We start from the raw sequence: 13,348 nt of genomic DNA, 5'->3' as shown, positions 1-13,348 counted from the left end.
GCCGCAAGCAACCTTGCGCTACGCCGATAGCGGCCCCCGCCTTCGCGGGGGCGGCGTTATTTAGTCGGCGCGGCGAACATATTCACGGTCGTACACATGTACGACGATCTTGGTCCCGCTGGTGATGTGCGGTGGCACCATCACGCGAACGCCATTGTCAAGGATCGCGGGCTTGTACGACGACGAAGCCGTTTGCCCCTTTACCACCGCGTCGGCCTCGACGATCGTTGCTTCGATCGTTTCGGGCAGTTCGACCGAGATCGGGCGCTCTTCCCAAAGTTCGAGCACAACGTCCATGCCATCCTGCAGGAACTCATGCGCCTCGCCGACGACGTCCTTGGAAATGTTGATCTGTTCGAACGTATCCTTGTCCATGAACACCAGATCGTCGCCCTCGGCATAGAGGAACTGGAAATCCTTGGTGTCGAGGCGGACCTTTTCGACCGTGTCGGCGCTGCGGAAACGGTTGTTGAGCTTGCGCCCGTCGATCAGATTCTTGGCTTCGACCTGCATATAGGCGCCGCCCTTGCCCGGCTGGGTATGCTGGATCTTGGTAACCTTCCAGATGCCACCTTCATATTCGAGGATATTGCCGGGACGGATTTCAACGCCGGTGATCTTCATCGCGCACACTCACTAGACAAGGATGGAAAGAGCAAAGCCGCGCCCGCCGGACACCGCTATCAGGTGCGCGCCTTTAGCCGCGCCAGCGCCGAAGGGCAAGCCGCGTGTCAGGCCGTGGCGACAACCATGGCCCGCGTCCGCCGATAGCTGAGCCAGACGAGCCCGACGAACAGGATCAGCCCGACCCACGGCGCATAGGGGGCGTAGCCGTCGCCGACGACGGCAAGCGGTGCATCGCTGCCGCTGCCCGCGACGATACCAGCGTAAAGGACACCAAACAGGCTTTCGCCGACGATCATGCCCGTCGCAGTCAGCACGCCCATGCGGTGCGCGAAACCCGCGTTCGGACGCTTCGCCGCCCAGCGGTCGTAGAACCAGCCGCCGACGGCGCCGATCACCACGGGCAGGATCACCGCCATCGGCAGATAGATACCGATGCCGATCGCGAGCGGCGGCAGGCGGAGCTTGCCTGCGCGGCCGAGCAGCGCATCGACGATGATGAAGCCCACCCCGGCGAGGGCGCCGTAACCCAGCATCGTCCAGTTGAGGTCCCCGCCGAGCACGCCCTGCGCGAGCGAGGAGATCAGCCCCGCCTGCGGCGCGGCCAGCGCATTCGGGCCCGCGCCGGGGGCGCCAACAAATCCGACCGTTTCGTTGAGCACATTGAGCACCGGCGGCACGATAAGCGAGCCAAAAATCACGCCGATGATCAGCGCGACCTGCTGCTTCCACGGCGTCGCGCCGACGAGCTGGCCGGTCTTCAGGTCCTGAAGGTTATCGTTGGAGATCGTCGCGATCCCGAACACCAGCCCGGTGACGATCAGCGCATAAGCGACCATCGCGTTGACTTCGGCCTCGCCGCCGCCACGACCGAGGAGGCCGAGCAGCAGCAGCGACGAAGCGATGATTGCAAGGATGCCGATCCCCGACACCGGCGAGTTCGACGCGCCGATCAGCCCCGCCATATACCCCGTGACCGACGCGATCATCAGCCCGACGATGATGATGAACAGGATCGCGCCGGCGATCAGCGCAAATGACGCCCCGGCGAGCGGTCCTCCCGACAGTTCGGCCGAGAGCAGGATGCTGATCGGGAGCATCAGGAACAGCGATCCGCCGAACACCCAGCCGATCGACATATCCTGTTCCTCGATCGCCAGCGCGTGCCCGCCCTGCCGCGCGCGGCTGGCCGCCATTGCCGATCGGATGCCGCCGATCACCGGCTTGGCGATCTTGATCAGCGTCCAGATCGCGGCAACCGCGATTACCCCTGCGCCAAAGAAGCGCACATCGGCCCGAAACACGGTGTTCGCCAGCGTTTCAGCGTCGCCCACCCCGCCCTGCGTCAGGATCGGCAGCAAGACCCACCAGCCGGTGACCAGGCCAACGAGCTGCGCCATACCCACCGACAGGCCGACAAGATGGCCAACGCCGAACAGCGCAAAGGCGAGCCCGCCCGCAATCCCGGTCGCGCCGCTGCCGACCGCGAACCAGCGCGCAACTTCTGCGCCGGCGAGTTTCATCTGGGTCAGCAGCGTGAAACCGGCAGCGACAATCGAATTCCACAGGAGTGCCGACAAGCCCGCCTTGTTCTCCGCGGCGCCTTCGGCGCTGGCGGCGCCGACCTGCAGCACTTCGGCGGCAGCGCGGCCCTCGGGATAAGGCAGATCCGAATCGACGACGAGCGCGCGGCGCAGCGGAACCGAGAACAGCACGCCCAAAATGCCGCCGAGCATCGTGATCGCGGTGGTTTCGAGCAAGGGGAAGCCCTGCCAGTAGCCGACCATCACCAGCCCCGGCAGCACAAAGATGATCGCAGCCAGCGTACCCGCGGCGCTGGCGATCGTCTGGACGATGTTGTTCTCGAGGATTGTCGACCCCGCCATATAGCGCAGCAGCGCCATCGAAATTACCGCGGCGGGGATCGAGGTTGCAAAGGTCAGCCCGACCTTCAGCCCCAGATAGACGTTCGCGGCCGTGAACATCAGCGTCAGCACGCCGCCAAGAATAATCGCACGGATCGTCAGTTCGCGCCCGCGTGTCCTCGTCGTGGTGCTGTCGGTCATGTCATTCTCCCCGCCCGCTGTCTCGCGGCACGCCCCGCCTTGCGCAAGTCCAAATTTGGGCCAGCCGAAAAGCGATGAACCGAAGCCGATTTGACGTATCGATCCAATATGGAGGCATTGGTTCGCGGCATATCGGCGGCATGATGAGTAGCGATCTTTCCCACGTCACGCCCCGACCACGCGGCAGCGGTGCCGTACCACCGCACCGCCCAGCGCCTTGCGCCGGCCTGTTTGGCTGGCGCAAGGATGGCGTTTCACCCGGTCCGCCCGCCGAAATGCCCAAGAAGCCGGGACGTGATTATCCTGCCGGCTGATCTTTCAGCAGCGCGGTAAACGCCCGCACTGCTGCCGCCGGGCCATCGGGATGCGCCCATACCCCGCCCGATACCGCGAGGAAATCGGCGCCGGCATCGACCAGCTCGCGCGCATTTTGGGCAGTGATCCCGCCGATCGCGACGCAGGGCAATTCGAACATGCTTTGCCACCATTCCAGGATCTCGGGATCCGCGTGATGTTCGACGGTCTTGGTGGTGGTCGGGAAAAACGCCCCAAAGGCAACATAATCTGCCCCGGCCTCGCCCGCTTCCATTGCGAAATGGCGGCTGGCGTGACAGGTGATCCCGATCTGGGCGCCCGGCCCCAGTTCGCGCCGCGCCCCTTTGGGATCGCCGTCGCCCTGCCCCAGATGCACACCATCGGCGCCCAATCGCTTGGCCAGGGCGACATCGTCGTTGACGATAAACGCGACGTCGCGGGCCGCACAGATCGCCTGCAAGGGCTCGGCCAGGCGTGCCGCTTCGTGCTGATCGAGCCCCTTCACCCGAAACTGGAACGCGGCAACCGGCCCGGCATCGAGCGCGGCCACAAATTGGCCCGGAAAATCGCCGCCAACATCAAGCGGCGAGATGAGGTAGAGCTGGCAAGGAATGCGGGTCACTTGGGTCATGGCGGGTTCATAGCGATGCGCTCAAGAACCCGCAAATGCAGAACCGCCATCGCCTTACCCCTCTCCTTCTGGCCGCCGCTTTCGCGCTGTCGGCATGCGCCACGACGCGCGATCCGGCGCCGCTCGCCGATGCCAGCGACGTCGCGCTCGGCGAGCGCGCCTATGCTGATGGGCCGATCGTTCAGCCCGTCGCAGTGCTGGAGGACAGCCGCTGCCCGATGAACGCCCGCTGCATCTGGGCCGGGCGCGTGCGGGTGCAGATGCTGTGGATTCGCGGCAACGGCGAACAGCAGCCGTTCGAAGTAACGCTGGGCGAAGCGACGCCGCTTGCCGACGGGAGCATCACGCTGGAATCGGTGCGGCCCGACAGGATGACGAACGTCGAGCTGAAGCCGGAGGATTATCGCTTCTCATTCCGTTTCGCGGGCGGACTTTAACGCACCCGCGCCAGCACAAACCCGTCCCACTTTTTCGCGCCGACGGTCTGCACCGCCGTCGCGTCGAGTCGCGGTTCGGCGCTCAGCATGTCGAACAGCGCGCGTGTTCCGACGATCCGTTCGTCGCCGCTGTCACCGTCCAGCACCCCGCCTTCGCGCACGACATTGTCGACGACGATCGTCGTTCCGGGGCGCCCGAGCCGGATTGCCTCGCGCACATAATGCACATTGTTTTGCTTGTCGGCATCGATGAACACGAAGTCGAACGCCGTTTCGCCGGTCATCGCGGCGAGGGTGTCGCTTGCCGGCCCCACTCGAATGTCGACCAGCCCGCCGACGCCGGCGCGTTCCAGATTGGCCCGGGCGACACCGGCATGATGTGCCTCGAGCTCCAGCGTCACCAAGCGGCCGCCCTCAGGCAGCGCGCGCGCCAGCCAGATTGTCGAATAACCACCAAGCGTTCCGATCTCGAGGATGTTTTTCGCACCCGCGGTCTGCGCCAGCAAGAACAGCATCTTGCCCTGAGCGGCCGACACGTCGATCGGCGGCAACCCGTTCGCCGCATTGTTGGCGAGAGTGGCGGCAAGCGCGTCGTCGGCGCCGAGCAATTTGTCGACGATATAGTTATCGACGGCTTGCCACCCCTCTCCCATCACTTCAGGCCACGGAGGCCGCGTGAATTTCGTCAATTGCGCCGCCGAGCGAGCTGTTGAACTCGTCGTCGCTCATCTGGTGGCGCAAGTCTTCGAGCAAGGCGCGACTAAAGCTCGCGATGATGCCCGGGTTCTTGGCCAGTTCGGCGCAAGCTTCGGGGCGCGCGAAGCCGCCCGACAGCGCAACGACGCGCAGCACCTTTGGATGATCGACGAGCGGCTGGAACAGCCCCGCTTCGGTCGGCAACGACAGTTTCAGCATCACCGGCGCGCCGTTCCACGCGTCGAGCGCGGCGAGCGTTTCGTTGAGCAGCAGACGGTCCGAGGCGTCGCGCTCGGCGCTCTTGATGTTCACTTCGGGTTCGATGATCGGGACGAGGCCGTGCGCGGCGATGCGCGCCGCTTCGGCGAACTGCTGCTCGACGATCGCCTTGACGCCCGCCTCGTTGGCGAGGTTGATCACACTGCGCATCTTGGTGCCGAACACCCCCTTGGCGACCGCGCGCTTGCACAGATCGTCAAGCCCGGGGTTCGCCTTCATCAGCTGGACGCCATCGGCTTCGTCCTCGAGCCCCTTGTCGACCTTCAGGAACGGCACCACGCCGCGTTCCCACAGCAGCGCCGGAACCGGCTTGCCGCCCGCGTCACCATCCATCGTGCGCTCGAACAGGATCGCACCGATCACCTTGTCGCCGTTGAAGCAGGGCGCCGTAACGATGCGGCTGCGCATGTCGTGGATCAGCGCGAACATTTCCTCATCGTTCGAGAAGGCGTCGGCTTCGATGCCGTACCCCTTCAATGCCTTGGGCGTCGAGCCGCCGCTCTGGTCGAGCGCGGCGATAAAGCCCTGTCCCGATTTGATCTGCTCCAGCATGGCGGCATTGGCGGTGGTCATAACGTCTCCGTGGGTTTGCATACGTATGGTGCGGGGCGCATAGCGATCCCGACACCGGGATGCAAATGCGCCGAAAAATCAGGCTTTGAGCGCGTCGACGCCCGGCAACGGCTTGCCTTCCATCCACTCGAGGAAGGCGCCGCCAGCGGTCGAAACAAAGGTGAAGTCCTTGCCCGCCCCGGCGTGGTTGAGCGCGGCAACGGTATCGCCACCGCCTGCAACCGAGATTAGCGAGCCTTCGCGCGTCAGCGCCGCGGCGGTTTTCGCGAGCGCGACGGTGGCGGCGTCGAACGGCGGCGTCTCGAACGCGCCGAGCGGGCCGTTCCACACCAAAGTGCGGCAGTTCTTGAGCACATCGGCCAGTGCTTCGGTCGCGGCCGGGCCGACGTCGAGGATCATCTCGTCGGCAGCCACCTCATGCACATTGACCGTCCGCGTCGGCGGATTGGGCGCGAACTCCTTCGCCACCACGACGTCGTAAGGCAGGTGAATGGTGCAGCCCGCGGCATCCGCGGCATCGAAGATCGCATTGGCGGTCTCGACCAGGTCATGCTCGCAAAGCGACTTGCCGACATCGACCCCGCGCGCGGCGAGGAAAGTGTTCGCCATGCCGCCGCCGATGATCAGATGATCGACCTGCCCGACCAGATTGCGCAGCACGTCGATCTTCGACGACACCTTGGCGCCGCCGACAACCGCGGCCACCGGATGCACCGGATTGCCGAGCGCGGCGTCGAGCGCCTTCAACTCGGCTTCCATCGCGCGTCCCGCATAAGCAGGTAGCCGGCGTGCAATGCCTTCGGTCGAACCATGGGCGCGGTGCGCCGCCGAAAAGGCATCGTTGACATAAAGGTCGCCGATCTCGGCCAGTGCGTCGGCAAAGGCCGGATCATTCTTTTCCTCGCCGGGATAGAAGCGGGTGTTTTCGAGCACCGCAACGTCGCCGGGGGCGAGCACCGCGATGCCCGCCTTGGCGCCTTCGCCGACCGCTTCGGGAATATACATCACCGAATGGCCGAGCACATCCTCGACCCCGCCCATGACGAGGCTTAGCGATTGCGTCGGGTTCTTCGCGCCCTTCGGCCGCCCGAAATGCGCCAGCAGCAGGACGATCGCGCCCTTGTCGGACAATTCGCGGATCGTCGGCATCGCCGCTTCGATCCGCGTCTTGTCGCCGACCGCACCGTCGATCATCGGGACATTGAGGTCGACGCGCACCAGTATCTTCTTGCCGGTGACGTCGCCGATGTCGTCGAGGGTCTTGAACGCGGTCATCGCTGCTTTCCTTTGGTTTAGAGGAACTTGGCGATCACACCTGCGGTGTCGATCATGCGGTTCGAGAAGCCCCATTCATTGTCGTACCAGCTGAGCACCCGCACCAGCTTGCCGTCGATCACCGCGGTTTCGAGGCTGTCGATCGTCGAGCTGTGCGCGTCGTGGTTGAAGTCGATCGAAACGAGTGGCTCGTCGGTGAAGCCGAGCACGCCCTTGAGCTCGCCCTCGGCGGCTTCCTTCAGCAGCTCGTTGACCTCGTCGGCGGTCGTGTCGCGGCTGGGGGTGAAGGTCAGGTCGACGACCGAGACATTCGGGGTCGGAACGCGGATCGACGAGCCGTCGAGCTTGCCCTTGAGCTCGGGCAGGACGAGGCCAACGGCGACCGCCGCACCGGTGCTGGTCGGGATCATCGACATCGCGGCGGCGCGGGCGCGGCGCGGATCGGAGTGGATCTGGTCGAGGATCTTCTGGTCGTTGGTATAAGCGTGGATCGTGGTCATCAGGCCGCGCTCGATACCGATCTTTTCATGCAGCACCTTGGCCATCGGCGCGAGGCAGTTGGTGGTGCACGACGCGTTCGAGATGATCACATGCTCGGCGCCGATCTTGTCGTGGTTCACGCCGTAAACGACGGTGAGGTCGACTTCCTTGGCGGGGGCCGAGATCAGGACGCGCTTGGCACCGGCGTCGAGATGCGCCTGGCCGCCCTTGCGGTCGGTAAAGAAGCCCGTGCATTCGAGCGCAATGTCGATGCCGTTGGCGGCATGCGGCAATTTGGCGGGATCGCGTTCGGCGGTGACCTGGATGCGCTTGCCGTTGACGATCAGGTCATTGCCGTCGACTTCGATCGTGCCATTGAACGGCCCATGGACCGAATCGCGCTGGAACAGGCGGGCGTTCGCCTTGGCGTCGGCCAGATCGTTGATCGACACGAGTTCGAGGTCGTGGTCGGTCCGTTCGAGGATGGCGCGCGCCACATTGCGGCCGATGCGCCCGAAACCGTTGATTGCAACTTTCACTGCCATGTCGATGAAGTCCTTTCTGCGAATGGAAGCCCGGTCGTTACGCGCCGAGCTTTGCCAGTATCTGGGGGGTGATCGCATCGGCGGTCAGGCCGAAATGCTTGTACAGATCGTCGATCGGTGCCGAGGCACCGAAGCTGTCGATACCAAAGCGGAGGCCGTCGCGGCCGGTGTAGCGTTCCCAGCCAAAGGTCGCGCCCGCCTCGATCGAGACGATCAGCGCGTCGCGCGGCAGGATCGCATCCTGATAGGCGCCGTCCTGTTCGTCGAACAATTCGGTCGAGACCATCGAGACGACGTCGGTGCCATGGCCCGCGGCCTCGAGCTTGTCCGCAATCTCGACCGCAAGCGAAACTTCGGAGCCGGTCGCGACGAGGACGACCTTGCGGTCGGCGCTGGCTTCGCGCAGGCGGTAACCACCTTTCGCGCAAAGATTTTCCGTGACGTCATGACGCAGCGGCGGGAGGTTCTGACGCGTCAGCGCGAGCAGCGACGGGCGGCTTTCCTGCGCCAGCGCCAGCGCCCAGCACTCGGCGGTCTCGACCGCATCGGCGGGGCGCATCACGAGCAGGTTGGGCATCGCGCGCAAAGACTGCAAATGCTCGATCGGCTGGTGCGTCGGGCCGTCCTCGCCGAGCCCGATGCTGTCGTGCGTCATCACATAGACGACGCGCTGCTGCTGCAGCGCCGACAGCCGGATCGCGGCGCGGCAATAGTCGGCGAAGACGAGGAAGGTGCCACCATAAGGAACGATGCCGCCATGCAGCGCCATGCCGTTCATTGCTGCCGCCATGCCGAATTCGCGGATGCCGTAATAGATGTAGCGCCCCGAATAATCATTCTTCGTCAGCGGCTTGGTCGACGACGTTTTGGTATTGTTCGAACCCGTCAGATCGGCGCTGCCGCCGATGAGAGCGGCAATATCGGCAGTCAGCGCGCTCAACGTGTTCTCCGAAGCCTTGCGTGTCGCGACCTTCGGCGGCTCAGCCACCAGCCCGTCGAGATAGGTCTTGAAGGCATCGCCCGGAACGATCTTGCCGCTCAGGCGATCTTCAAATTCCTTTTTCTTTTCGCTTCTTGCAAGGCGATCATTCCATCCGGAATGAAGAACCTTGCCCTTCTCGCCAAAGGCCGCCCACGCCGCCGCTATGTCGGCCGGAACGTCGAAAGGTTCGGCGGTCCAGCCGAGTTCGCTGCGCGACGCGGCAATCTCGTCGGCACCCAGCGGCGCACCGTGCGTTGCCGACGTGCCTTGCTTGTTCGGCGCACCGAAGCCGATGATCGTCCGGCACGCGATCAGCGACGGCCGCGGATCGGCAAGCGCCGCATCGATCGCGCGGCGAATGTCGGCGGGCTCATGCCCGTCGCAGCTTTCAACATGCCAGCCGGTCGCGGCATAGCGCGCCGCAATATCCTCGCTCGTCGACAGATCGGTCGCCCCGTCGATAGTGATCTTGTTGTCATCCCACAGCACGGCCAGGCGCCCGAGCTGCAAATGACCCGCCAAACCAATGGCTTCGTGATTAATGCCTTCCATCAGACAGCCGTCACCCGCGATCACCCAGGTACGGTGGTCGACCAGATCGTCACCATAGAGGCTGTTGAGGTGCCGCTCGGCGATCGCCATGCCGACCGCCGTTGCCAGCCCCTGCCCCAGCGGCCCGGTCGTGGTCTCAACGCCCTCGAGCTCAAAATTCTCCGGATGCCCCGCGCAGGGGCTGTGCAGCTGGCGGAAATTGCGGATGTCGTCGATCGTCGGCCGCGCATAGCCCGCGAGGTGCAGCGTCGCATAGGCGAGCATCGAACCATGCCCCGCCGACAGCACGAATCGGTCGCGATCGGCCCATTTGGGGTCGCTTGGATCGAATTTCAGATAGTCCGAATAGAGCACCGTCGCGACGTCGGCCATGCCCATCGGCATCCCCGGATGGCCGCTGTTTGCGGCCTGAACGGCGTCCATCGCAAGCGCGCGGATGGCATTGGCGAGCTGACGTTCGGGCAGTGTCATTTGTCCCCCGGAAATGGCTGGGCAGGCGCCGGACGCTACGGCCCGACTGGATGCGCACAGCCCTTTGCGGCGGCGGGGTCAGGAGTCAACCGCTGCGAACGGAAAATCGGCGCATTTTGGACCGACAGGGCAATTGCACCCCCCTGCCCGCGCTGCTACCCATCGCGCATGGAACTCGACCTCGACGAATCCAGCCTGGCCATCGGCCGCATCGAACGCGCGCTCAGTCGCATTGAAAAGGCGTTGGCCAATCCGCCAAAGCAGCCGCCATCCGCTTCAGCGGCCCCGGCAGCCGACCAGTCGGCGCTCCGGGCCGAAGTCGCCGCGGTGATCGGCGAACTCGACCGATTGATAGCGGAGGCCGACCGTGGCTGATGTCAAGCTGATGATCGCCGGACGTCCCTACGACGTTCATTGTGCCGACGGAGAGGAAGCGCAGCTGCTCCAGCTCGCCGCGGTCGTCGACGAAAAGGCTCGCGGAATTCAGGGCGGTACCGAAGTTCGTCAGCTGCTGTTCGCCGCGCTGATGCTCGCCGACGATGCCCAGGAAGCCAGGGGCAAGGCCGACAAGGCCGAGCCGCAGTCCGATTCGCTGCGCGCGGCGGTCGCGCTGGCCGAAAGCCGCGAAGCTGCGGCGCGCGATGAACTGCGCGCTGCGGTGACGCGCGAACAGGCGGCGCTGAAAGAACTCGAAGCGTTGCGCTCGGCCCCGGCGGCCGCGTCCGCGAAGCCGGCCCATGATCGCGCCCTGCTGCAGATCGCCGATCGGATCGAGGCCTTGGCGACGAAAGTCGAGCAAATCTCTTGAGCGCAGGCGCCCGCACCCCTACATAAGGGACGGCGGGTACTGCCCGGCACGAGCTTTTGCGAAAATCCCTGAGGCGATACATCATCCTAGGGGGCTGTCCCTGCCCGGACCCTGGTCCGACGTACATGGTCCCCACCTGACGTTACTGGCGTCAGAGGATCTTCCAGCAAACGACCTCGGCGGTCCCGCCAACCGATCGACCAGGTTTCACAGGAGGCGATGACCGACTTGTCCGCCGATCTGGTCCTTCAAAAGCAGAAATTGCGAGAAAAGCTGCGGTTTCGCCGCAAGCATTTCGCCGCGAATCTCGACGGGATGGCGCAGTTTGCGGCGTTTCGCGCGCTACCCGCATCGCTTTCGGACCTGCTCGCCCGCCATGCCATTGTTGGCGCCTATGCCGCGTGGGGCGACGAACCCGACATCCTGCCGATGTTCGGCGAGCTCGCGACGGCAGGCGCGCTCGCGCTGCCGCACCACGCCGCGCGCGTCGATACGATGGATTTTCGGCGCTGGCAGCCCGATGAAGCGCTGGAAAAGGGGCCGTGGGGAACTCGGCAGCCCGCCGATGATGCGCCGGGGGTGGAACCCGACCTCATTTTTTGCCCGCTGGTCGGTTTCGACCGCCAAGGCGGCCGCATCGGCCAGGGCGGCGGTCATTATGATCGCTATTTCGCCGCGCATCCCGACGTGCTGCGGGTCGGTATCGGCTGGTCGGTGCAGGAAATCGACGCTACGCCGCGCGAATCGACCGACGTCGCGCTCGACGCGATATTGACCGAACAGGAATTTATCCTTTGTGGAGATCGTTTGTGAGTGAGGATCCGGCCAACCCCCAACCAAGCTGGCGCAAGCCCGCGGGCATGTTCCTCATCCTCGCGCTGATCGGCGGGTGGACCGCGATCGTCGTCAGCCTGTCGCCATGGATCGGCGCCTGGCCGGTGCTGGTTCAGGCGATTTTCTATCTGGTCGCGGGGATCGTGTGGATCCTGCCGCTCAAGCCGCTGCTGCGATGGATGGAATTGGGGAGATGGCGCGACTGACAGCCGCGCCATTTCCAGATTTCCGGTGATGGAATAGTTCCAAGCCGCGGTACCATTCCGTCCCGAAAGACAAGGAATGGCGCGAGTGACGGGGCTCGAACCCGCGACCTCCGGCGTGACAGGCCGGCACTCTAACCAACTGAGCTACACCCGCGTGCGCTTGGGAGCCGCGCCAATATGGCGCTCGCCCCGACCTGTCAACCGTCCCTTTCGGATTGGCTTCGATTTAATCGATCGCGCATCTCGTCGACCGTCGTCAACGTGCCGCGTTCGAACAGGAATCCCGCGAGATCGGGCGTCCCGGTCGATTGCAACACCGTTTGCAAAATCAGCAGCAGCGGCACCGCGAGCAGCGCTCCCGGCGCGCCCCATACCCAGCCCCAGAAGCTGAGCGACACCAGAATCAGCAAGGGGTTGATTGTCAGCCGCTTGCCGAGGACCAACGGCGTGATCAGATTCGCCTCCACAGTGTGGACACCGATAAACAACAGCGCGGGTAGCAACGCCAGTCCGACTGCATCAAAGGTCATCAACCCGCCAAGGCCCAGAAGGATCGCCGCCACAATCGGGCCGACATAGGGCACGAAATTGCATAGCGAGACGATGCCGCCCCACATGAAGGGCGAAGGCATGCCAAGCGCCCACAGCAGCAGCGCGACCGACAGTCCCAGGATTGCATTGATCAAGGTGATCGTGGCGAGATAATCGGCGGTCGCGTCGACGACATTCTGGATCACCCGCGCCGTCTGCATCGCGCCATCGAAGCTGCCACGGCGCCGGATCGTGCCTTTGCGCAGGCGCGTCCATCCCGACAGAAAGAAAAAGATGACCAGCACGGCAAAGAACAATTGGATCGCGGCCGACGGCGCCGCCGAGATGAAATAGTCAACCACCGATGTTGGCGCCGTCGCCGCCACCGCCTGCGCCGTAGCCTCGCTCCCGCTCGCCATCGACAACAATGTGCGGTCGACAAACCTTTGCAGCGTCGAATAAAAATCGATCAGCGGCGCCAGATTGCTCTGGATCCGCGGGATCGAATCGGGCAGCCGCGCAAACCAGCCCGTCGCGGGGACGACGATGATCGCGAGCGCGGCATTGATCAGCATCAGAAACCCGGTAAGCGAAAGAAACGCCGCCAGCGCCGACGGAACGCCGCGCCGCTCGAGCCATTCGAGCAACGGCACCAACGCGATCGCGATCACGATCGCAGCGGTCAGTGGCAGAAAAAACTCTGCGCCGTGCTGCAGGGCAAAGGGCAACCCCAGACAGAAGCTCGCGCCAAAGATCAGCGTAAGCGCCGCGAGCAGCCTATCGCGGCGAAAATCATCGACCTCGATTTGATGGAGAGGGTTCGAACGCGGGCGCGCGTCTCTGCTCCCCCGATCGTCCGCCACCCCATGCCTCCTTGCGTTAACCGCCTCTTCTTACGCGTGCTTTGCATTTTGCGCCAGCCGCCCCGTTTTGCGACGAATCGCGCCGGGCACCTGTCTCCTTCTGGGGCAGAACGCGTCTTTCTCGCTGCTTTTTAACCGTAAATTACCCTTTTTCGTCGACTGAGGGCTCCAAGGACCGAC

The 13,348-nt window shown here is 64.4% G+C and carries 14 protein-coding genes and 1 tRNA gene; 5 read left to right on the top strand and 10 right to left on the bottom strand.

Features of this window, described 5'->3' with window-relative positions; genetic code table 11:
- Positions 1–60 precede the first annotated feature (60 nt).
- The 3 genes from efp to thiE all read right to left on the bottom strand — a co-directional run bounded on the left by efp (position 61) and on the right by thiE (position 3,636).
- On the bottom strand, positions 61–624 hold the full coding sequence (efp, locus tag SPYCW_RS06625; protein ID WP_120216129.1) for an elongation factor P: 564 nt from the start codon (positions 622–624) through the stop codon (positions 61–63).
- Between the two features lie 107 nt (positions 625–731).
- Positions 732–2,690, bottom strand: a complete 1,959-nt coding sequence (locus tag SPYCW_RS06620) for an OPT family oligopeptide transporter (RefSeq protein ID WP_120216128.1) — start codon at positions 2,688–2,690, stop codon at positions 732–734.
- A gap of 298 nt (positions 2,691–2,988) precedes the next feature.
- A complete protein-coding gene (gene thiE, locus SPYCW_RS06615; RefSeq protein WP_120216127.1) occupies positions 2,989–3,636 on the bottom strand; it encodes a thiamine phosphate synthase in 648 nt (215 codons plus the stop codon).
- Between the two features lie 35 nt (positions 3,637–3,671).
- Here thiE and SPYCW_RS06610 point away from each other — a divergent pair, with 35 nt between their 5' ends.
- Positions 3,672–4,073, top strand: a complete 402-nt coding sequence (locus SPYCW_RS06610) for a hypothetical protein (RefSeq protein ID WP_232014860.1) — start codon at positions 3,672–3,674, stop codon at positions 4,071–4,073.
- Here the strand turns inward: SPYCW_RS06610 and SPYCW_RS06605 are convergent.
- From SPYCW_RS06605 to tkt, 5 genes are all read right to left on the bottom strand, one after another.
- The gene (locus SPYCW_RS06605; protein WP_232014859.1) at positions 4,070–4,762 is read right to left on the bottom strand and encodes an O-methyltransferase; all 693 of its coding nucleotides are present in this window, start codon (positions 4,760–4,762) and stop codon (positions 4,070–4,072) included. The genes SPYCW_RS06610 and SPYCW_RS06605 overlap by 4 nt on opposite strands.
- Positions 4,731–5,621 (bottom strand): fructose bisphosphate aldolase, encoded by an 891-nt coding sequence (locus SPYCW_RS06600; protein ID WP_120216125.1) that lies wholly within the window; start codon positions 5,619–5,621, stop codon positions 4,731–4,733. Before SPYCW_RS06600 ends, SPYCW_RS06605 begins: the two co-directional genes overlap by 32 nt.
- Before the next feature lie 78 nt (positions 5,622–5,699).
- Positions 5,700–6,896 (bottom strand): phosphoglycerate kinase, encoded by a 1,197-nt coding sequence (locus SPYCW_RS06595; RefSeq protein ID WP_120216124.1) that lies wholly within the window; start codon positions 6,894–6,896, stop codon positions 5,700–5,702.
- A 17-nt stretch (positions 6,897–6,913) separates the two neighbouring features.
- Positions 6,914–7,921, bottom strand: coding sequence for a type I glyceraldehyde-3-phosphate dehydrogenase (gap, locus tag SPYCW_RS06590; RefSeq protein ID WP_120216123.1), 1,008 nt, complete (start codon positions 7,919–7,921; stop codon positions 6,914–6,916).
- 37 nt (positions 7,922–7,958) lie between these two features.
- A complete protein-coding gene (tkt, locus tag SPYCW_RS06585; RefSeq protein ID WP_120216122.1) occupies positions 7,959–9,926 on the bottom strand; it encodes a transketolase in 1,968 nt (655 codons plus the stop codon).
- 168 nt (positions 9,927–10,094) lie between these two features.
- Between tkt and SPYCW_RS06580 the strand changes: the two genes are divergently transcribed.
- The 4 genes from SPYCW_RS06580 to SPYCW_RS06565 all read left to right on the top strand — a co-directional run bounded on the left by SPYCW_RS06580 (position 10,095) and on the right by SPYCW_RS06565 (position 11,774).
- Entirely contained in the window at positions 10,095–10,301 is a 207-nt protein-coding gene (locus tag SPYCW_RS06580; protein ID WP_120216121.1) for a hypothetical protein, read from the top strand.
- Positions 10,294–10,734: a cell division protein ZapA gene (locus tag SPYCW_RS06575; protein ID WP_120216120.1), complete on the top strand. Its 441-nt coding sequence runs from the start codon at positions 10,294–10,296 to the stop codon at positions 10,732–10,734. Before SPYCW_RS06580 ends, SPYCW_RS06575 begins: the two co-directional genes overlap by 8 nt.
- Positions 10,735–10,953: 219 nt before the next feature.
- Positions 10,954–11,547, top strand: coding sequence for a 5-formyltetrahydrofolate cyclo-ligase (locus SPYCW_RS06570; RefSeq protein ID WP_120216119.1), 594 nt, complete (start codon positions 10,954–10,956; stop codon positions 11,545–11,547).
- Positions 11,544–11,774 carry a DUF2842 domain-containing protein gene (locus SPYCW_RS06565; protein WP_120216118.1) on the top strand — a complete coding sequence of 77 codons (231 nt, stop codon included), beginning with the start codon at positions 11,544–11,546 and terminating at the stop codon, positions 11,772–11,774. The genes SPYCW_RS06570 and SPYCW_RS06565 overlap by 4 nt, the downstream gene beginning before the upstream one ends.
- 77 nt (positions 11,775–11,851) lie before the next feature.
- On the opposite strand, the gene SPYCW_RS06560 is transcribed toward SPYCW_RS06565, so the two are convergent.
- Positions 11,852–11,928: transfer RNA gene (locus tag SPYCW_RS06560), tRNA-Asp, on the bottom strand.
- A 43-nt stretch (positions 11,929–11,971) separates the two neighbouring features.
- Positions 11,972–13,168: an AI-2E family transporter gene (locus SPYCW_RS06555; protein ID WP_120216117.1), complete on the bottom strand. Its 1,197-nt coding sequence runs from the start codon at positions 13,166–13,168 to the stop codon at positions 11,972–11,974.
- Positions 13,169–13,348: the final 180 nt, after the last annotated feature.

The sequence above is a fragment of the Sphingopyxis sp. EG6 genome (assembly GCF_003609815.1).
Lineage (GTDB): Bacteria > Pseudomonadota > Alphaproteobacteria > Sphingomonadales > Sphingomonadaceae > Sphingopyxis.
Note: the sequence above shows the minus strand (reverse complement) of the source record. Positions and strands in the feature narration are given on the sequence as shown.